Source organism: Pseudodesulfovibrio mercurii (assembly GCF_000189295.2).
Taxonomy (GTDB): domain Bacteria; phylum Desulfobacterota; class Desulfovibrionia; order Desulfovibrionales; family Desulfovibrionaceae; genus Pseudodesulfovibrio; species Pseudodesulfovibrio mercurii.
On sequence record NC_016803.1, the window covers coordinates 906,244 to 925,988 of the forward strand.

At 66.3% G+C, this 19,745-nt stretch carries 17 protein-coding genes and 1 tRNA gene; 6 read left to right on the forward strand and 12 right to left on the reverse strand.

Going from position 1 to position 19,745, the window contains the following annotated elements; genetic code table 11:
* Window positions 1–191: 191 nt before the first annotated feature.
* Both DND132_RS04330 and DND132_RS04335 read right to left on the reverse strand, forming a co-directional pair.
* A complete protein-coding gene (locus DND132_RS04330) occupies window positions 192–1,526 on the reverse strand; it encodes a diguanylate cyclase domain-containing protein (RefSeq protein WP_014321490.1) in 1,335 nt (444 codons plus the stop codon).
* A gap of 9 nt (window positions 1,527–1,535) precedes the next feature.
* Window positions 1,536–2,240 carry a 2-phosphosulfolactate phosphatase gene (locus DND132_RS04335; RefSeq protein ID WP_014321491.1) on the reverse strand — a complete coding sequence of 235 codons (705 nt, stop codon included), beginning with the start codon at window positions 2,238–2,240 and terminating at the stop codon, window positions 1,536–1,538.
* A 181-nt stretch (window positions 2,241–2,421) separates the two neighbouring features.
* On the opposite strand from DND132_RS04335, the gene DND132_RS04340 reads away from it, so the two are divergent.
* Window positions 2,422–3,372 carry a UDP-glucuronic acid decarboxylase family protein gene (locus DND132_RS04340; protein ID WP_014321492.1) on the forward strand — a complete coding sequence of 317 codons (951 nt, stop codon included), beginning with the start codon at window positions 2,422–2,424 and terminating at the stop codon, window positions 3,370–3,372.
* Window positions 3,373–3,445: 73 nt separating this feature from the next.
* Here DND132_RS04340 and DND132_RS04345 read toward each other — a convergent pair whose 3' ends face one another.
* On the reverse strand, window positions 3,446–4,579 hold the full coding sequence (locus DND132_RS04345; RefSeq protein WP_014321493.1) for a glycosyltransferase family 4 protein: 1,134 nt from the start codon (window positions 4,577–4,579) through the stop codon (window positions 3,446–3,448).
* A 97-nt stretch (window positions 4,580–4,676) separates the two neighbouring features.
* Between DND132_RS04345 and DND132_RS04350 the strand changes: the two genes are divergently transcribed.
* Window positions 4,677–5,273 carry a phosphatase PAP2 family protein gene (locus tag DND132_RS04350; RefSeq protein WP_014321494.1) on the forward strand — a complete coding sequence of 199 codons (597 nt, stop codon included), beginning with the start codon at window positions 4,677–4,679 and terminating at the stop codon, window positions 5,271–5,273.
* A 62-nt stretch (window positions 5,274–5,335) separates the two neighbouring features.
* Here the strand turns inward: DND132_RS04350 and DND132_RS04355 are convergent, their stop codons facing one another.
* Genes DND132_RS04355 through DND132_RS04365 form a run of 3 tightly spaced genes read right to left on the reverse strand, consistent with a single transcriptional unit; the run spans window position 5,336 to window position 7,021 of the window.
* Entirely contained in the window at window positions 5,336–6,049 is a 714-nt protein-coding gene (locus DND132_RS04355; RefSeq protein WP_014321495.1) for a TVP38/TMEM64 family protein, read from the reverse strand.
* Window positions 6,036–6,296, reverse strand: a complete 261-nt coding sequence (locus DND132_RS04360) for a lipid A biosynthesis domain-containing protein (RefSeq protein WP_014321496.1) — start codon at window positions 6,294–6,296, stop codon at window positions 6,036–6,038. The genes DND132_RS04355 and DND132_RS04360 overlap by 14 nt, the downstream gene beginning before the upstream one ends.
* Window positions 6,297–6,298: 2 nt before the next feature.
* Window positions 6,299–7,021 carry a glycosyltransferase family 2 protein gene (locus DND132_RS04365; protein ID WP_014321497.1) on the reverse strand — a complete coding sequence of 241 codons (723 nt, stop codon included), beginning with the start codon at window positions 7,019–7,021 and terminating at the stop codon, window positions 6,299–6,301.
* A gap of 162 nt (window positions 7,022–7,183) precedes the next feature.
* On the opposite strand from DND132_RS04365, the gene DND132_RS04370 reads away from it, so the two are divergent.
* Window positions 7,184–7,260, forward strand: a tRNA-Met gene (locus tag DND132_RS04370).
* 67 nt (window positions 7,261–7,327) lie between these two features.
* On the opposite strand, the gene DND132_RS04375 is transcribed toward DND132_RS04370, so the two are convergent.
* The 3 genes from DND132_RS04375 to DND132_RS04385 form a co-directional block, all read right to left on the reverse strand.
* Window positions 7,328–8,284: an aldo/keto reductase gene (locus tag DND132_RS04375; RefSeq protein WP_014321498.1), complete on the reverse strand. Its 957-nt coding sequence runs from the start codon at window positions 8,282–8,284 to the stop codon at window positions 7,328–7,330.
* A gap of 170 nt (window positions 8,285–8,454) precedes the next feature.
* The gene (locus DND132_RS04380) at window positions 8,455–11,100 is read right to left on the reverse strand and encodes a multiheme c-type cytochrome (protein ID WP_014321499.1); all 2,646 of its coding nucleotides are present in this window, start codon (window positions 11,098–11,100) and stop codon (window positions 8,455–8,457) included.
* Window positions 11,101–11,102: 2 nt separating this feature from the next.
* Window positions 11,103–12,164 (reverse strand): hypothetical protein, encoded by a 1,062-nt coding sequence (locus tag DND132_RS04385; RefSeq protein WP_014321500.1) that lies wholly within the window; start codon window positions 12,162–12,164, stop codon window positions 11,103–11,105.
* A gap of 329 nt (window positions 12,165–12,493) precedes the next feature.
* Between DND132_RS04385 and DND132_RS04390 the strand changes: the two genes are divergently transcribed.
* Window positions 12,494–13,897 (forward strand): anion permease, encoded by a 1,404-nt coding sequence (locus DND132_RS04390; RefSeq protein ID WP_014321501.1) that lies wholly within the window; start codon window positions 12,494–12,496, stop codon window positions 13,895–13,897.
* Window positions 13,898–14,086: 189 nt separating this feature from the next.
* Here DND132_RS04390 and DND132_RS04395 read toward each other — a convergent pair whose 3' ends face one another.
* Window positions 14,087–14,737 (reverse strand): hypothetical protein, encoded by a 651-nt coding sequence (locus DND132_RS04395; protein WP_014321502.1) that lies wholly within the window; start codon window positions 14,735–14,737, stop codon window positions 14,087–14,089.
* A 222-nt stretch (window positions 14,738–14,959) separates the two neighbouring features.
* Between DND132_RS04395 and DND132_RS04400 the strand changes: the two genes are divergently transcribed.
* Both DND132_RS04400 and DND132_RS04405 read left to right on the forward strand, forming a co-directional pair.
* On the forward strand, window positions 14,960–15,748 hold the full coding sequence (locus tag DND132_RS04400; protein WP_148266938.1) for a DUF4079 family protein: 789 nt from the start codon (window positions 14,960–14,962) through the stop codon (window positions 15,746–15,748).
* 71 nt (window positions 15,749–15,819) lie between these two features.
* The gene (locus DND132_RS04405; protein WP_014321504.1) at window positions 15,820–16,890 is read left to right on the forward strand and encodes a peptidylprolyl isomerase; all 1,071 of its coding nucleotides are present in this window, start codon (window positions 15,820–15,822) and stop codon (window positions 16,888–16,890) included.
* Between the two features lie 109 nt (window positions 16,891–16,999).
* Here the strand turns inward: DND132_RS04405 and DND132_RS04410 are convergent, their stop codons facing one another.
* Window positions 17,000–18,064 carry a 2,3-butanediol dehydrogenase gene (locus tag DND132_RS04410; protein WP_238528326.1) on the reverse strand — a complete coding sequence of 355 codons (1,065 nt, stop codon included), beginning with the start codon at window positions 18,062–18,064 and terminating at the stop codon, window positions 17,000–17,002.
* 376 nt (window positions 18,065–18,440) lie between these two features.
* A complete protein-coding gene (thiC, locus tag DND132_RS04415) occupies window positions 18,441–19,745 on the reverse strand; it encodes a phosphomethylpyrimidine synthase ThiC (RefSeq protein WP_014321506.1) in 1,305 nt (434 codons plus the stop codon).

Sequence of the window (19,745 nt, forward strand, 5' to 3'; positions counted from 1 at the left end):
GCTTTTTTTCGTAAAGAACCCACCGCCTAAGTATGTAATTTTCTTCACTCTGCGCCAAAGCTCGCCGGACAGACGCCCGGTTCTTCATTTCCCCTCCGTCAAGGCGCGGAATTCGGCCTTGCCGGTGACGGAAAAGGGGCGTTCCGCCCCGGCGGAACGCCCCCTGAAAAGGTCGTGATCCGAAAACCGCCCTATTCCGGGCCGTCGTATTCGGCAAAGGTGCCGAAATCGCTCCGCCCCCGCTTCTTGGCCCCGTACATGGCCGCATCGGCGCGGCTGATCAGGGTCACGGTGTCCCTGCCGTCCTCGGGATAAAAGCTGATGCCCACGGTGGCCCCGATGGTCAGGGGCAGGCCGCCGACCTCGTAGGGCTGCCGGACCACCTCCAGGAGGTCGCGGGCGAAGCTCAGGGCGCCCTCCTGATCGACGATGCCGGGCAGGAGGATGCCGAACTCGTCCCCGCCCAGCCGGGCCAGGGTGTCGGACTCGCGGGTGCGCTGGCGCAACCGGCCCGCCACCAGGCGCAACAGTTCGTCGCCGGTCTGGTGACCGTGGGTGTCGTTGACCCGCTTGAAGTGGTCGAGATCGACGAAGAGCACGGCCACCCTGGTCCCGTAGCGCTTGGCCACGGCCAGGGCGTGCTCCAGGCGGTCGAAGAAGCGGTGCCGGTTGGCGACGCCGGTCAGGCTGTCCAGGGTGGCCAGACGCTTGAGTTCCAGCTCCACGTTCTTGCGCTCGGTAATGTCCTCGAGGACCCCTTCTATGAACGCGCCGCCCGTTTCCGAGCGGATCATACGGGAGGACTCCGAACACCAGACAACCTTGCCGTCGCGCCGTTGCAGGCGGAACTCGAAGCCGGTCACGGCCCCGTCGCGCTCCATGCGCTCCCGGTAGTGCCGCCGGTCGTTCTCCTCGACCATGAAGCGGTCCCGGAAACCGGATCGGCCGACCACCTCCTCCACGCGCTCGTAGCCGAGGATGCGCAGCATGGCCGGGTTGGCCTCCAGGAACGCCCCTTCCGGGGTGCACTGAAAGATGCCTTCGATGGCCCGCTCGAAGATGGAGCGGTATTTTTCCTCGGCCACGCTCAGGGCGGCCTCGGTGCGGCGGCGCTGTTCCACCTCCCGCTCCAGGAGGACCTTCTGGCGGTGCATCTCGAGGAACGCCTTGACCTTGCTGATGAGGACGTCCACGTCCACGGGCCGGAACAGGTAGTCCACGGCCCCGGTCTCGTAACCCTGACGGACGTTCTCCTCGTCCTGGAAAATGGCGGTGATGAAGATGATCGGCACGTGGCGGCTGCGCTCGTGCTCCTTGATCCTGGCCGCGGCCTCGTAGCCGTTCATGCCGGGCATCTGGATGTCCATCAGGATCAGGGCGAAGTCGTCGCCGCGGGCCAGCTCCACGGCCTCCAGACCGCCGTCCGCCTGGACGACCTCGCACTCCACGTCGCGGAGCATGTGGTTGAGCAGGGCCAGGTTGGTCCGGGAGTCATCGACGATGAGAATCTTCTGCGGGTCGGTCATGCTCCCTCCTCAGGCGGTCTCTCCCTGGGGCGCGGCCGCCTTCACCAGGCGCACGCCGCCCTCCACGGGTTCCCCCTTGAGGACGAAGTCGAAGCGGTCCAGGTCCATGCACAGCTCGAAGTCCTCCTCCGGGCAGTCGTCACGGGCGTCGTCGAAGAACTTGGCCGCCGTGTCCACATCCCGCAGGAACTTCTTCAACGTCTTGAAACTGTTGGGATAGTCCTCGAGCTCGTTCTTGATGTACATGGCGCACATCATGTCCTCCTGAGCGCGCATGACCCCGCCGGTGCCCATGGCCACCAGGGTGACGACCTCGGGATTCCTGGCCCGGACGTAGTCCACCACGGCCTGGGCGTTGACAAAGGAGCCCATGATGACCTCGTCGGCATCGGTGCAGACCATGAGCCCGCGCGTGCCCGCGTTGGTCACGTGGATCAGGGTCTCGCCCCGGATGTCCGCCTGTTCGATGAGCGCCGGGGAGTTGAGGTAGTCGAACTCGCGCGGCGGGACGTCCACCAGCTCGCCGATGACCTTGCCGCCGCGCTCGGCGGCCATGGACCGGGCCCGCTCGAAGCTGTCGGTGACGATGTACTCCGCCGCGCCCCCGGCCACCAGGAAGCAGCCCAGGGTGGTGGACCGGAACACGTCCACGATGACGACCAGACCCTTGGCGCGCTGCGCGCCGGACAAACACTCCACCACGTTCACGATCATCGGAAAATCCTGTGGGTTCTGCACCGGGCGGCCCGCTCCAAATCACCTCAACCGCTTGAATCTCATGCGGAACATGGTCGCCCGAAAACGTTTTACCATCTCTCTTAAACCGGCAACGCGGCAACAGTAAAGGGTTTTCCATCCGGTTGACGGACCGCTCATTTTATTGCAAACCAGCGACATGATGAAAAATCGCGTACTGGTCACCGGCGGCTCGGGGTTCCTCGGCTCGCACCTGTGCGAACGGCTCCTGGACATGGGCCGCGAGGTCATCTGCGTGGACAACTTCTTCACCGGGAGCAAGGCCAACATCCTGCACCTGCTGGACAATCCCTATTTCGAGGTCATCCGGCACGACATCACCTTCCCCCTCTACGTGGAGGTGGACGAGATCTACAACCTGGCCTGCCCGGCCTCGCCCATCCACTACCAGCACGACCCGGTCCAGACCACCAAGACCTCGGTCCACGGGGCCATCAACATGCTCGGCCTGGCCAAGCGGCTCAGGGCACGAATCTTCCAGGCCTCCACCTCCGAGGTCTACGGCGATCCCGAGGTCCATCCCCAGGCCGAGGGCTACTGGGGCAACGTAAACCCCATCGGCCTGCGTTCCTGCTACGACGAGGGCAAGCGGTGCGCCGAGACCCTGTTCTTCGACTACCACCGGCAGCACCGGCTGCGCATCAAGGTCTGCCGCATCTTCAACACCTACGGCCCGCACATGGCCATGGACGACGGCCGGGTGGTCTCCAACTTCGTGGTCCAGGCCCTCCGGGGCGAGGACCTGACCATCTACGGCAGCGGCGAGCAGACCCGCAGCTTCTGCTACGTCTCGGACCTGGTGGACGGCATGGTCCGGTTCATGGAGGACACGGACGACGCCTTCATCGGCCCCATGAACCTGGGCAACCCCGACGAGTGCACCATCCGCGAGCTGGCCGAAACGATCATCGACCTGACCGGCTCGGCCTCGAAAATCCGGTATACCCCCCTGCCCTCGGACGACCCCCTGCAACGCAGGCCGGACATCGGTCTCGCCCGCGAGACCCTGGGCTGGAAGCCCGTCGTGGACCTGCGCGCGGGCCTGGCCCGGACCATCGAATACTTCGAGGGCGTGCTCCGCTCCCTGTAGGCGCTCCCCGCGACAACGGCGAAGGGGCCGGGGGACGCAACGTCCCCCGGCCCCTTCGCCGTTGTCGTCCGGGTTATTTCCCGTCCAGCAGCCCCTCGACCATCTCCACGTAGGGATCGAGCCCGGACAGGACGTGGTCCGGCCACTGGAACGGGCCGGGCCGGGACTCGCCCGCCGCACGCAGAACCACCTCGGCCATGGCCGCCTCGTCCGCCGGGTCCGGGAAGACCCAGCGCTGCGGCAGGAAGCGGGCCGAGCCGTTCAGAGCGCTGGACAGGGACCGGCAGCCGCAGGCCAAGGCCTCCAGCGCGGCGTTGGAGCAGGCGTCGTAGAACGAGGCCAGGATGAAGACATCGGCCGCGCGGTAGAAGGCGGGCATGTCGTCCACCCTCCCCAGGAAGCGCACCCGGTCGGCCACGCCGAGGTCGCGGGCCAGCCGCTCGTACTTGGCGGGGTTGCGCCCCCCGGCCACGCGCAGGACGTAGTTTTCGGGCAGCCGCGCGAGCATGCCCACCAGGTGCCGGACGCCCTTGAGGGCGAAGTTGGTGGCCGCCGTGGCCACCACCACCTGGTCCTCGGCGATGTGCGAGGCGGCCCGCAGCCGCAGCCGCTCCTGGTCGCCGATGGGCGAGAAGCGCTCCAGGTCCGGACGGTTGTAGATCACCGCGATGTCGTCCCGGTTCAGGTGGGGATGGGACTCCACCAGCCAGTCGCGGACCAGGTCCGACACGCAGACGAGGTGCGGGGTGCGGCGCATGCGGATGCGATCGATGACGTGGATGGCCCAGTTGCCGGGCGACAGCCGCCTGCGGAGCATCTTGAAGGAGCGGGCGAACCCCCTGGGCCAGGCACGTTTGGACAGTTCCCAGAATTTGGAGATGGGGCCGCCGCCGATGCGCAGGATGTCCTGGTTCAGGGTCTTGCCCATGCCGAAGACCAGGTCGTAGTCCCCCCTGCGGCAGGCCCTGTCCGCCGCAAAGGCGAACCACAGGACCTTGACCAGGCGGAACCCCCCGAACCGGCCCAGGACCACGGGCTCCACCCCTTCGGGCGGATCGGTCTCGCAGCGGGCGCAGATGAAGTCCACCTCGTGGCCGCGCGCGGCCAACGCCTCGCTCAGCCGCCAGGCAAAGGATTCCGCGCCGCCGTACCGGCTCAGTCTGGGCATGGTCACGGCCAGCCGCCCTGTTCTCAACGCCTTTTCCATGAAGTGAACTCTCGAACCTTTTTTATGGTTTGGCAACCGTGGAGTTGCCCGCCGGGCCAAAGACGGCTATGCATTCCGAAAAATCCGAAGGAACGCCATGTTTTTCAGCACCCCCGCCCCGGACCTGCACCTCTTCCTGCTCATCAACCAGCACTGGCACTGCGCCCTGCTGGACACCGTCATGCCGCTCTTCTCGTCCATGGCCGTGCTCATGGTCCTGCTCGTGGCCGCCGTGGGCCTGGCCGTGCTCAAGGGCGGCAGGAGGCAGCTGCTCCTGTTCCTCGTCCTGCTCGTCGGCATGGGCGTCTCGGACTTCTCCACCAACCTGGTCAAGCACCAGATCCACCGGGTCCGCCCGCTCAACGAGGTGGCCGGGACCCGCTATGTGGAAAACGGGGAGTGGCGCACCCGGCCGGACACCTTTGTCCGCACCAAGGAGAACGGCACCTCCTACCCCTCGGGCCACGCGGCCAACACCATGACCCTGGCCCTGCTCGCCGTGCTCCTGTGGCCGAAGCTCCGGCTGTGGCCCCTGCTGGTCCCGCTGGTGACGGGCTATTCCCGCCTCTACCTGGGCAAGCACTACCCCACGGACGTCCTCGCCGGATGGCTTTGGGGCGTAGTCGTGGCGGGACTGGTCTGGCTCCTGTGGAAGGAGCTCACGCGCCGTTTTCCGGCCCTGCGCCCGGAGTGATTCGCCAATCGTCAATTTCCTCGCCGCCGAACAACGGACTACTCGTCCCATCGAACGACGGACTATTCGTCCGCGTCCTCCGAAACCCCGGCCTGCCTGCGGTAGCGCCGGTAGACCCGGATGCCCAGCCAGCCCGAGACCACGAAGAGCACGACGCTCATGCCCACGGACAGGATCACGCCCTCGGTGGACTCGCGGTTCATGCCCGCACCGAACAGGGCGAAGATGAAATTCTGCGGGATATAGCCCAGGGTCGAGCCGAGCACGAAGGGCATGAGCGGGATGGAGCTCACCCCGGCGGCCAGGTTGGTGATCAGGTTGGACCCCAGGGGGAACAGCCGGATGGCCAGGGCCGTGTTGAACGGCTCGTGCTGGAGGAAGTGGTTGATCTTGTGCACGCGCGGGCCGAGCTTGCGCTCCACCAGGTCTCGGCCGCCCATGCGGGCGTAGAGCGCGGCCATGGCGCAGCCCAGTCCCGCGCCCACGGTGGACAGCACCGTGCCGCTGAAGGTCCCGAAGGCGAAGCCGCCCAGAAAGCCGATGAGCTGGCGGGGCAGTCCCACGGCGGTGAAGACCGCGCCCACGGCCAGAAAGATGACCACGGACAGCGGGCCGCGTCCGAGGATGTGGTCGTTGAACCACTGGGTGTTGGCGAGCATGTCGCCCAGCCCCAGGTACCGGGAGAGGTACACGGCCCCGCCGAGGATGGCCAGCATGACCAAGCCCTTGGTCAGGGACTTGAAATTCAGGTTGGAGTCGCGCTTATCCGAGGTCATTTCGCTCACGTTGCATGCAGTAGTACAGGGCCAGCAGGCAGGCCTGGCCGATGACGAACAGCGGGTCGCGCTGGGCGAACCCGTAGGCCAGCCCGGCCAATCCGGAGCCCCCCAGGGCCGCCAGCACCGGGCGCGCCGGAGGTTGTACGCCTTTCCCGCGCATTCGTAAAATCGCGATGCGCACGAAAAACGCCCCCTGCACGACCACGACGAGGGCCAGGAGCCACCAGTGGTCGGGCAGGGTCATGCCTATTTCTTCTCTTTGACGGTGTAGCCGATGTGCCGGGTGATGAGCCACTTGACCCCGATGAGGTCCCAGATGCCCGCCAGGGCCCGGTCCAGGGTGCCGTACTTGGACACGCCCGCCCCGCGCTGCCGGTGGTTGACCTTGACCTCGTGGATGCGCGCGCCCTCCATCTTCATCAAAATGGGGAAATAGCGGTGCATGTTCTTGAACCGGGGGATGCGGCGCAGCAGGTCCGTGCGCATGACCTTGAGGGAGCAGCCGGTGTCGTGCACGCCGTCGTCCACGATGGAGTCGCGGATCCTGTTGGCGATGCGCGAGGAGATGCGCTTGATGAAGGTGTCGCGGCGCCTGGCCCGCCAGCCGATGACCATCTCGCAGTCCCGGCCGAAGGCGGCGAGCATGTCCGGGATGTCGGCCGGGTCGTTCTGGAGGTCCGCGTCCATGGTGACCACGATGTCCGACTCCACGGCGTCGAACCCGGCGCAGAAGGCGGCGGACTGGCCCCTGTTCTCGGCAAAGGCCACGTAGCGCACCTCGGGGTGTTCGGCGGCCAGGTCGCGGATGATGTCGAGGCTCCGGTCCGTGCTGCAATCGTCCACGAACACGGCCTCCCAGGGACGGCCCGTGGAATCGGCCGCCGCCCGGATCTCGGCGAACAGGGTCTGAAGGTTGTCCTGCTCGTTGTAGACCGGCAGGACCACGGAAAACTTTTCGGCGTTGCTCATAGGGGTGATTCTCTACGGAATTCGGGAAGGGTTGTAAACTTTTTGCTGGTCCTTTCCCCGCCGGACCGCAGTTTTCGCGGCCCGAAAAATATTTTTTGGAATTTCTCTAAATTTGCTGTTGACAAAAATCCGTCACCAACCTAGATACAGCCTCTCACGTGTCGCGGGGTGGAGCAGTACGGTAGCTCGTCGGGCTCATAACCCGAAGGTCGTAGGTTCAAATCCTGCCCCCGCTACCAAAGAAATCAAGCGGTTGCATCTGAATGGATGCAACCGCTTCTTCTTTTTGTCCCCACGCCCCGGCCCTCAATACCGCTCGCCCGCGGCGGCGTCCGGGGGGAAGGCGGCGTCGATGCGCCCCAGTTCCTCCGGGGACAGACGGACCTCGACGGCGGCCGCGTTTTCGTCCAACCGTTCAACCCGGCGGGTGCCGGGGATGGGCACCACGTCCTCGCCCCGGGCGAGCAGCCAGGCCAGGGCCAGCTGGGCCGGGGTGCAGCCCTTGTTCCGGGCCAGGCTTTCCACGGCCTCGACCAGCCTGAGGTTCCGGGCGAAATTCTCCTCCGAAAAACGCGGGTTCTCCAACCGCCAGTCGTCCGGGCTCAGTTCGCTTCGGCTCTTGATCTTCCCGGTCAGGAAGCCCCGGCCCATGGGGCTGTAGGCGACCAACCCGATGCCCAGCTCACGGCAGGCGTCCAGGACCTCGCCCTCGACCTCGCGGGTCCACAGGGAATATTCGTACTGGAGCGCGGCGATGGAATGCACCCCGGCGGCGCGCCGCAGCTCGTCGGCCGAGAGCTCGCACAGACCCAGATGCCGGACCTTGCCCTCCTCCACCAGCCGGGCCATGGCCCCCACGGTATCCTCGATGGGCGTGTCCGGGTCCATGCGGTGCTGATAATAGAGGTCGATGCGGTCCGTGCCCAGGCGGCGCAGGCTGGCCTCGCAGGCCCGGCGCACGTAATCCGGGCTTCCGTCCAGGCCGATGAAGTCGCCCGCCTCGTTGCGCACCACGCCGAACTTAGTGGCCAGGACGACCTCGTCCCGGCGGGCGGCAAGGACCTTGCCGAGCAGCCGTTCGTTCGCGCCCAGGCCGTACATGTCGGCCGTGTCCCAGAAGTTAACGCCCACGTCCAGGGCGTGTTCGAGGGTCGCCAGCGAGCGGCCCTCCTCCCTCGGCCCGTAGAAATCCGACATGCCCATGCAGCCGAGCCCGATGGCCGAAACCGTCGGGCCGTCGGTTCCCAATCGTCGCGTTTTCATGCCTGCCCCCTTTGGCGCGGGTGAAGCGGTTTTCCGGTTGCGCCGGGCCGTCACCCGCCCTGTTCCCTCGCCCCGGGCGCACCCTGCCCACCGGTATAGCATGCCCCGCCCGAAAAATGAAAGGGACCCGGCCGGAACCGGGTCCCCTTGTCGCACGATCAGGAGCTTCCCTACTTCATGGCCGCCCGGCCCAGGTGGTGCACGTCGGCCGTGACCTCCTTCAGGTGACAGACGGCGCAGTTGCCCTGGGCGCCTATGGCCCGGATGTTGCCCTGGTATTGCAGGGGCGCGATGTTGTCGCGGTTCGCGCCGTAGCGGTTCACCGCCGGGTAGTTGGCGTGCGGACTGTTGTGGCAGGCGATGCACAGCATCCTGCCCGTCTTGTCCGGACTGTTGCGGTAGAGGGTGTCCCCGCCCGTGGTCCAGGTGTTGAACCCGAGGGAAGTCTTGGCGTCCGGCTTGACATTGGGGTCCACGTGGCAGGTCCGGCAGTCCGGCTCCTGCATCCACGGCAGGCGCGGGTTGATGGCGGCCAGGTTCTCGGCGGAGCGCGGGGTCAGGTGGGCCATGAGCCGACCGGCCCGCTGCTTGCCCTGCTCCTGTTCACGCTTGAGCAGAGACAAGGCGTGGTCCTCCAGGTAGCCGTGGCAGCGCACGCAGCCGATGTCCGCCTGGGCGTGCACCCCGCGCAGGCACTTGGTCGGGCCGTCGGGCCGGTTGGGATGGCAGTAGGCGCACGCCTCGGAGCCCCGGCCGGACAGGAAGTTGGCGTGGAAGCCGTGGATGGCCGCCGGCAGGTTCAGGAGGGCGGGGTTGCCCTCGGCCCCCAGGACCGGGTCCGGATGGCAGCTCTGGCAGAGCCGGGGCTTGCCTCCCTCGGCGGACGCGGCCAGCTCGGTGTTGCTCAGGCGGTCGTGGGACCGGAGCACGTTGCGTCCGGTCGTCCGCGAGATGCCCGCCAGGTCGTCCACCTTCCACGGGCCGCCGTGGCAGTTCCGGCAGCCCATCTCCGTGGACGTGGGGGCCACGGCCCTGGTCGCGGCCAGGAGCCTGCCCGTGCCCTTTTCGCGGGCCACCACCGTGAAGACGGGATAGGGGTTGAAGCCGCCGTCCGCCGGGTACGGCTCCACCGGGATGAGCTTGGCCTCGAAGCAGTTGAGCTCGCCGTTCTCGTGCATGGGCCCGATCAGGCCGCAACCGGCCAGCCCCACATTGTCCTCTGGCCGCGCCCCGAACAGGCACTCCGCGTGTTCCCAGAACAGGGACGCCCTGGCCGGTTCCTCGAAGCCCGGCTCCACGTGGTAGGAGAGCTCCACGCCCTCGGTGACCACCTCGGGCTTGTCGCCCCGCCGGATCAGCTGGGCGAAGAGGTCGTTGGCGGGCGGCAGCAGGACCCACTCGGCATAGCTGTCCGAGATGCAGTGCATGCCCAGGTTGTTCCAGGCGAGCAGGACGTACTCGTCCTTGTCGCGGTCGAAGGGCGGAATGTCCACGGTCAGTTGCGGAGGCGTCCAGGCCCGGTTGCCGGGCTTGCCGCCGTGCAGGCCGTCCACGATGTACGCGGCCAGGGCCAGCCGCTCCTGGTCCGTGCCCGCCCACGGCGGCATGACCGGGGTGATCCGGCCCATGCCCGCGATCTTGGCGTCCATGCCGACCAGCGGATACTGCGCGGTCAGGGGCAGGATGTCGTTCATGGGGCCGCCGATGGAGTGGCAGGAGGCGCATTGCAGCTGGAAGAGCACGCGCCCGGCCTCCAGGCGGTTGGCCTCGGTGATCGGTCCGACCCTGGCCCACCCGGCCGAGGCCAGCAGGCCGGATTCGCGCAGCCCGTCCAGGTCGGCGGTCCGGATCTGGTTGGAATACATGTACCCGTGGATGACGTAGGGCTTGCGGGCGGCCTCGCGCAGGAACTCGAAGGTGCCGATGAACCCGAAGCCGAGCAGGAGGAGGATCAGGGACAGGCTGATGCGGGCCTCCCGGCGCAGGCGCAGGATCATGACCGAGCCCAGGACGAACAGCCCGGCGGCCAGGAACGGGATCAGCCGGTAGAAGGCGGTCATGCGCGCGGCCTTGACCGTCAGCCGCTCCAGGGCCTCGGGCGGCAGGACCGAGAAGTACCACCAGCCGAAGCCCACGGCCAGGACCACCGGCACGATGGTCCAGCGGGCGCAGCAGCGGTAGACCAGCTCCCTTGTCTCCTCGTCCTCGATGCGGTGGGCGGTGAGGAAGCCGAACAGCCCGGCGATCATCAGGGCCATGGCCGTGCGGAAGCACAGGCCCGGCCAGAAGGACGGGTTGAAGAAGCCCGCCCAGAAGCCGCCGCCCGTAAGCCACGCCCCCGGCGTGAGCATGAAGCCGATGATCCCGTTGATCATGAACAGGGAGAGCCAGGCGAAGACGAAGTACAGCCAGCCGATGATCAGATGGCTGCGCCGGTCCATGCGGTCGAACCGGTAATGGTAGATGAGCAGGGAGACGATCTCGGCCAGGAAGAAGACCCACTCCGTGGCCCAGGCGAAGACGAAGGTGTGGATCAGCGTGGACGTGGCCTGTGGCGCGATGACCGAGATGGTGATCCAGATGCCCACGCCGGTCATGCCGCCGAAGACCATGGTCAGGAGCAGGAAAAAGCGCGTGTGCCGCTTGACGTACTCCAACAGCGGCGCGGAGCGGAGCTTCGCGGCCAGGGTCTCGAACACGGGCAGGAACAGCCCGCCGCCCACGGCGAAGTGGGCCACGAACACGTGCACCACCGCCACCAGGGCGATGAAGAAGCCGCCGCCGAAGGTCGTCAGTTCCCAGATGGGGTATTGCATGACTAGCCCTCCCTGGACGGCCCGACGGCCAGGCGCAGCATGTAGCCCACGGCGATCAGCCCCAGCCCCAGGGAAACCAGGAACAGGACCAGGGGCGAGACCTCGCCCGTGACCGTCAGGTGTCGCGGCGAAAAATACGGGGCCAGCGACAGGTTGCGCAGCACGGCCCGCGCCACGACCATCAGGGAGACGGTGACCACGACCCACAGGGTCGCGCTCCTCGGCCGTCCCGCGAACCCGGCCAGCAGCAACGGAATGGTGCTGGCCACGCCCGCCAGGAGCAGGCCCGAGGCCAGGAGGTCGCCGCCCATGAACTGAAGCAGGATACCCCGAGGCAGGGCCATGAGCCACCACAGCCCGACGGCCATCTGCACCAGGGTCGCGGAGGTGAAGACCTTCATGCCCAGCGCCCTGCCCTGCTCGGCCGCCCAAAGGGGGAGCTGGCCCGGGCGGTCCGCGACCAAGGCCGCGAACAGGCCGCCCAGGGCGACGCTGGCCAACAGGAAGTGCAGATAGCGGGGCACGGTGGTCGCCTTGAAGAAGGTCAGGATGGTCCCCTGCGGATTGGTGAAGTATTCGGTCCAGTTGAACGGCGTCTCCATGGTCGCCAGCACGCTGGTCAGCACCAGGGAGATGCACAGGACCATGCCCAGTCCGAAGACCAGGAAGACGGGTGAGCCGGGATGCTCGGCCTTCTGCCGGTGCTGGTGGATGTACAGGGCGTAGTACCCGGCGATGAGCAGGACGATGACGCTGAGCCACCAGACCGCGGACAGCACCGCGCTGGTGTAGAACAGGTGGCCGTAGAGCACCTGGAGAAAGAGCAGCGGGGCCACGCCGAAATTGACCGCCAGGGCGAAGGTCGTGGGCAGCTTGTTCGCCACGGCCCGGGCCAGCGGATCATGCCGGTCCGCCAGGGCCAGCCAGGCGGCCAGCAGCCCGCCCCCCAGCAGGATGTTGACCATGATGATGTGCGCGACGAATGTCAGGATGTTCAATCCTTCGAACCAGCCCCAGCCCACCGGAATCGCATCCGGCACGGGCATCAACGCAGTCGGATCCATACAACCTCCTCCGCAGGTGAACACGCCCCGCCCCCATCCCCCGCCGGTGCGCGTGCAGGTATCCGGGACATACCATGTTGCACAATCCGCTACAACATTCGGGCCTTTATAAATACCCTTCAGCGCCGTTCCGCCGCACAGGAAACGGGAAATATGCCGCAACGTGAAATTATCGCGCCGGGGCAACCCTTTGATTGACTGTACAATTCAATTGGTGCAATGGAGAGAATAGGAGTAAATACCGGCTGCGGGACAACACGCATCGGCAGAGGAAGGGTATACGTTCACAGACCAACCCGCAGACAACACCTTGAAACGAGGATTGTTCCATGAAGACACTCCTGAAGTTCTCCCCCATCATAGTGGCCGTACTCATGGCCCTCCTGCCCACGCCCGAAGGGTTGTCACCCAACGCGTGGTATTTCCTCTCCATCTTCGTCGGCGTCGTGGTCGGCCTGATCATCGAGCCCGTTCCGGCCGCCCTGGTCGGCCTGGCCGGCGTGGCCCTGGTGGCCTTCCTCGGCCTGGTGGACCCCAGCCCGACGGCCAACCGCAACTGGGCCTTGTCCGGCTTCTCCAACGGCGTCATCTGGCTGATCTTCTCGGCCTTCATGTTCGCCCTGGGCTACCAGAAGACGGGGCTGGGCAGGCGCATCAGCCTGCACCTCATCCGCTACCTGGGCAAGTCCACCCTGGGACTCGGCTACGCCATCGCCTTTTCCGACGCGATCCTGGCCCCGTTCATGCCCTCCAACACCGCGCGCAGCGCGGGAACCATCTACCCCATCGCCAGCAACATCCCGCCCATGTTCAACTCCACCCCGGACAACGAGCCGCGCAAGATGGGCGCGTATCTGGCCTGGGTGGGCATCAGCGCCACCTGCGTGACCAGCTCCATGTTCCTGACCGCCCTGGCCCCGAACCTGCTGGCCGTGGACATGATCCAGAAGAGCGTGGGCGTGACCATCAGCTGGGGCGACTGGGGCAAGATCATGATCCCGGCCATGCTGCCCCTGTTCCTGCTGACCCCGTGGCTCGGCTACCTGCTCTATCCCCCGACCCTGAAGCACTCCCCCGAAGCCCCGGCCTGGGCCGTCGAGGAACTGCGCAAGATGGGCCGCATCTCCACCAAGGAACTGATGATGCTCGGCTACGCCGTGCTGGCCCTGGTCTTCTGGATATTCGGCAAGCAGTTCCACGTGGACAGCACCGTGGCCGCCATCTCCGTGCTCTCGCTCATGGTCCTGACCAACGTCATCACCTGGCAGGACGTCATCACCAACAAGGGCGCCTGGAACGTCCTGACCTGGTTCGCCACCCTGGTGGCCATGGCCGCGGGCCTGAAGAAGACCGGCGTGCTCGACTGGGTGGGCCACATGATCTCCAACAACCTCGCGGGCATGGCGCCGAGCTCGGTGATCATCCTGCTGGTCATCCTCTTCTTCGTGCTCCACTACTTCTTCGCCAGCACCACGGCGCACACCACCGCCCTGCTGCCCCTGTTCATGGCCACGGCCGCCCCGCTGCTGCCGCCCGAGATGCTGCCCAAGCTGGCGCTCATGCTCGCCGGTTCCCTCGGTCTCATGGGCATCATCACCCCCTACGCCACAGGCCCCTCGCCCATCTGGTACGGCGCGGGCTTCATCAGCCAGGCGCGCTGGTGGGCGCTGGGCGGCATCTTCGGCCTGTTCTACCTGCTGGCCATGATCGGGGTGACCATATTCTACGTCTAACCCCGACGCCCCCGACAACCCCAACCGACCGGCCGGCCGCATCCCCGATGCGGCCGGCCTTTTCGTGCGCCGGTGGAAATGAAGAAACGATCGGAAGCGGAGGCCGCCTCACGACGTTCGCCGGGTCGAGCGGAAGCGCAAAAAAAAAGCCCGGTCAAAAGACCGGGCTTTCGCGTTCGACGGGAAAATCTAGAGGGCGTGGTGGAAATCGACCACGTGCTGGAGGGCGTCGCCCAGGGGGTCGAAGGTGTCGGCAAAGGAGCAGAACGACAGGTCGGTCAGGGGCGCGCAGTGCTCCGCGCCGAACAGGGCGGGCACGTATCCGGCCTCGTCGGTGTGGTGCGGGAACACCTCGGGTCCGTCGGAGAACAGCTCGAAATAGGTCAGGATGTCGGCCCCGTGGTCCGCGTGCGCGCCATGGGCCTGGTCCAGGGCCGAATGCTCGTCCGCTCCGGACGGCACGTCGCCCTTGGAGTCCACGTGGTCGCGGAACTCCCCGCTCATGGACCGGTCCGTGAGCGGTCCGGCCGCCGTCTCCATGTTCATGGCCGCGTCGCCGAAGGCGAACAGGTAGACGTCGCCCGGCACCTCCTCGCCGCCGTGCAGCTCGAACATGGGCAACGCCCCGTCCTGGGCCATGGACAGGTAATCCTTGATGACCACCACGCCGCCATGCTCGCCGGTCAGGACCAAGTCGTTGCCCTGGGCCGAAAACACGACCTCGGACACGTAAAAACCGAATTTGACGGGAACGTCGGGAGAAAGCGTGTACTCGGCGACTTTGCCGGGCTCGGGAAGATCCACCAGCATGGACGTGTGAGTGGGAGCGGATTCCGCCACGATAGCCTCCTGGGGATAAGGGGTCGGCACCGACCATGATGTGCCGTTCGCTGCACATCATTAACACAACTAAACAATACTGTCAAAAGCAGTTTAATTCCGCATGTTACCCTGTGGAAAACTCGAAAAACACGTCCGATTGAGCACGAAAGGAGCCATTTGGTGAAGAAACGGTGTAACCGGTTGACGGCCAACCCCGTTTATCGGTTATATGATCTGACCATGCGAATCTATACCATTTTCCATTTTGCGGCAAGTCTCCGCCTCCCCTGGCGGCTTCCGGCCTTCCTGGCCCTGTGGTTTCTCCTGCTGACCGTGCCGGTCCGGGCCGACGATCCCGGACAGATGATCGCGCCCTGCCTCGCCTGTCACACGGCGGAACGCATCTGCCGGAACGTGGACAGCGGCGACGCGTTCTGGACCGACACGGTCAAGCGCATGATCGCCAAGGGAGCGCACGTGGGCCCGGATCAGGTCCCCGGCCTGGTCGCCCTCCTGGCCAACCCCGACCACGCCGAGGTCCGCAGGCTGCTGGACTGCCCGGCTCCGGGCAGCCCCGAGACGGCGGCCGCCGTCCCCACCGCCGTGATCCTGGGCCATCCCCTGCTCATGATCCTGGTCCTGCTCCTGGGGCTGTGGGTGGCCTGGCAGGGCGTGAACCGCGCCCGCTTCACCCTGCTCGGGCAAAAGGTCGCCTTCAACTGGAAGGGACACACCCGCTACGGGCTGGTGGTCATGGCCCTGTGGTTCGTCGGGGCCGTGGGCGGGTCCATCGTGACCGACATGCTCCAGGGCATCCCCGACGCCTACGAACTGCACGGGACCATGGCCAAGATCATGCTCGCGCTCATCGTCTTCGGCGCGGCCACCGGGCTGTACATGGACCGCAGAAAGGCGAAGCGCTCGATCATGCCCGTGCTGCACGGCGCGGCCAACATGCTCCTCCTGCTCCTGGCCCTGGGACAGCTCGTCACGGGCCTCGTCATCCTCGGCCGACTGTTCGCGTCCTAGGCGTGATTCTCGCGAAAACTTCACGGCGGGGCTTGCAACCCCGCCTTTTTTATGTCCATTATCCGGCCACCATGACCGTATTCAACGACAACGCTGTGGGCGCGCTGGAATTCACCGTGACCTGGGAATCGGACGGCGAGCGCCATGAGGAATGGTTTCTGGGCCGCAAGGTCAACCCGGTGAACGACATCTTCCCGACCGGTATGCGCGAGGCCCTGGAAGGCAAGGAGGCCGGGGAATCCGTGGTCTTCACCTACGAGCCGCGCCTGTGCATCCCCCGGCGCAAGGAGAGCCTGGTCCTGCGCCTGGACCGCGACCGGCTGCGGCGCAAGACCGTGCGGGGCGAGCCGATCCTGCCGCGTGTGGGCCGGTTCTATCCCCAGGGACACATCGACGGCCTGCTGGACATCTACCCGGACACCCTGACCCCGTTCCGGCTGGTGGACCTGGACAACGAGACCTTCACGGCGGACCGCAACCACCCCCTGGCCGACGTGCCGGTGACCATCGCGGCCAAGATCCAGTATCTGGAGGAGCGCGACACCGGGACCTACGGCTCCCTGACCCACTGGCGCGAGGCCGTCTGCGACTGGGGGCCGGGCATGCAGGCCATGCTCCACGGCGAGCCGCCGGACTTCTTTCACCCCGCCTTCTTCGACCGCTTTGCCGACCTGGACGAGGACTTCCGCCCGCCCAGGCCCGATGCGGCCGCCCTGCGCAACTACCAGTCCATCCTCGGACGGTTCGTGGAACCAGGCATGCGCCTGCTGGACCTCTCCCCGGACTCCGAGCGGCCCACCGGGCAATACGACGGCGCGGCCTGCCTGGGCGCCCTGGAATACATGGACCGGCCTGTGGACATCCTGCGCTACGTGGCCTACTTCCTGCCGCCCGGCGCTCCGGTGGTCCTGGCCTTCTCCGAATCCTTCGACCCGGACCGGGCCATCCGGGGATGGCGGGAGCTCCTGCCCTTCGAACGCATGGGGCTGGCCCTGGAATACCTGCGCATGGCCGGATTCACCCGGGACCTGGGGACCGTCTCCGTGCGCAACGACTGGCGCGACCGCGACGACCCCCGGTTCCTGGAGACCAAGGGCGTCAGCGACACCCTGTTCGTGGCCTACGGGCGCAAGCCGGAATAGGACGGAAAGCGGAAAGGACGGCGGGCCGCCATGAAACAGCGGCCCGCTGCAAGGTGGGACATGGGGACCGCCCCGGACGCCGCCCCGTCCGGGGACGTGCGTTACGCGGCTATTCCCCGAGCTTGACGAGGATCTTGATGTTCTCGTCCTTGTTGTTGATCAGTTCCAGGAACCCCTTCTCCACGATGTCCTCCAGGCCGATGCGTCCGGTGATCAGGGACTCGGCCGTGAGCCGCCCGCCGGCCAGCAGGGCGGACACGCCCATGAAGTCGTCCAGGGTGTAGGCCAGGGTGCCGATGATGCGCTTGTCCGTGCCGCTCAGGCTGAAGAAGTTGAACTCGCTCGGCTCCTCGAAGATGCCCACGATGATGGCCCGGCCCGCGTTGCGGATGAGGTCCACGGCCAGGGGGCCGGTCATCTTGTTGCCCACGCACTCGAAGGACACGTCGGCCCCGGACCCGTTGGTCATGGCCTTGACCTCGGCCACGGGATCGCACTCGCGGGGGTTGAGGACCACGTCCGCGCCGCACTCCTTGGCCTTGGCGATGCGGGCGGCGGACATCTCCAGGACGATGACCTTGGCCGCTCCGGCGGCCCTGGCGGCCATCATGGTGCCCAGACCGATGGTCCCAGCGCCGATGACGACCACGGTCTCGCCGAGGATGGTGCCCGCCTCGCGCACGGCCTTGAAGCCCGTGGCCAGCGGCTCGATGACCGCCCCGGCCTCGGGGGAAACGCCCTCGGGCAGCACGTAGCAGAGTTCGGCCGGAACGTTGACGTACCGGGCGAAGGCCCCGTCGTTGTGCAGACCGGTGAAGGCCAGCTTCTCGCAGACGTTGTACCGTCCGGCCCGGCAGGTGACGCACTCGCCGCAGTGCTGGCAGGCGTCCGGGGCGACCATGTCGCCGACCTTGACGTTGGTCACGCCGTCGCCCAGCTCCACCACCCGGCCGGTGAACTCGTGGCCCAGGATGACGCTGCCCTGCTTGCCGGTCAGGGGATGCGGAGCGTCCACCGGGATGAAAATGGGCCCGGCCACGTATTCGTGCAGGTCCGACCCGCAGATGCCGCACCACTCGACCGCGATCTTGACCCAACCCGCCGGAGGGGACGGGGGAACGGGAACGGTCTCCACCCGCACGTCCTCTCTGGCATGCCAAACAGCGGCTCGCATTGTCTCACTCATGGGAAAACCTCCATTACGTTCAGGTTGATGGATTCACGGTTGCCACCGGTGCGCTCTTGACGGTGTCCGCCCTGATGCACCCCAGATGCCAAGGGGAAAGCGGACGCGCCCGGCCTCCCTCTTCCCCGGCCGGGAACTCCAATGATCCCAAGTCACGAACACGGCCAATTTGGGTATCGGACCGAATCGGTATACAAAAGCGGGCTGTGCGAAATTCGAACAGGGCTGACAAAACTGTATGCTTTCCGAACAGAAAACGAACCACAGAAAATGGACGAGAACAGACGGAAATCGGGCGCGGAAACGAAAAGGCCCCGGAGGCGGAACACCTCCGGGGCCGGTTTCGGCGGGAAGCCGGGCCGGACTAGTCGTCCAGCTGGATGTCCTTGCCCTCAAGCACGCGGTTCATGTTGCGCACCGCGCACATCTTGCCGCACATGGTGCAGGAGTCCTTGTGCTCGGGCTCCGAGGACTTGCGGTATTCCACGGGCTTGACCGGGTCCATGGCCAGGGCGAACTGGGCGTCCCAGTCCAGGGCCGCGCGGGCCCGGGCCATGTTGTTGTCCCACTCCACGGCGCCGGGATAGCCCTTGGCGATGTCGGCGGCGTGGGCCGCGATGCGGGTGGCCACGATGCCCTCCTTCATGTCCTCGAGGGTGGGCAGGCGCAGGTGTTCGGCCGGGGTGACGTAGCACAGAAAGTCCGCGCCGGACGCGCCCGCGATGGCCCCGCCGATGGCCGCGGTGATGTGGTCGTAGCCCGGCGCCACGTCCGTGACCAGGGGGCCGAGGACGTAGAACGGCGCGTTGTGGCACAGCCGTTTCTCGATCATCATGTTGCCGGGAATCTCGTTCATGGCCATGTGGCCGGGGCCCTCGATCATGACCTGGACGTTGCGCTCCCAGGCGCGCTTGGTCAGCTCGCCCAGGGTGATCAGCTCCTCCACCTGGGAGGCGTCGGTGGCGTCGTACAGGCAGCCGGGACGGCAACCGTCGCCCAGGCTCAGGGTCACGTCATATTCTTCGCAGATGTCCAGCAGCCGGTCGAAGTGCTCGTAGAACGGGTTCTCGGCCTTGTTGATCTCCATCCAGGTGAACAGCAGGGAGCCGCCGCGCGAGACGATGTTGGTCAGCCGTTTCGCGCTCTTGACCTTCTCGGCGGTGTGCTTGTTCAGGCCCGCGTGGATGGTCAGGAAGTCCACGCCGTCCATGACGTGGCGCTCGACCACCTTGAAGAACTCGTCCACGGTGATGTCCTGAAGGTTCTTGTCGTAGAAGCCCACGGCGTCGTAGATGGGCACCGTGCCGATCATGGCCGGGGACATCTCCACCAGTTTCTGCCGGAATTCCTGAGTCTTGCCGTAGCAGGACAGGTCCATGATGGCCTCGGCCTTCATGTCCAGGGCGGCCCGGACCTTTTCCAGCTCGGGCTCGACGTCGCAGCAGTCCTTGGAGATGCCGAGGTTGACGTTGATCTTGATGCGCATGCCCTCGCCCACGGCCTCGGCGTCCAGGTTCTTGTGGTTCTTGTTGGCCGGGATGATGACCGAACCTCTGGCCATCCGCTCCATGAGGTCCTCGATGCGGATGTTTTCCTTACGGGCAACGGTCTCCATCTGGGGGGTGACGATGCCCTTGCGGGCCGCGTCCATTTGCGTGGTATAGCTCAT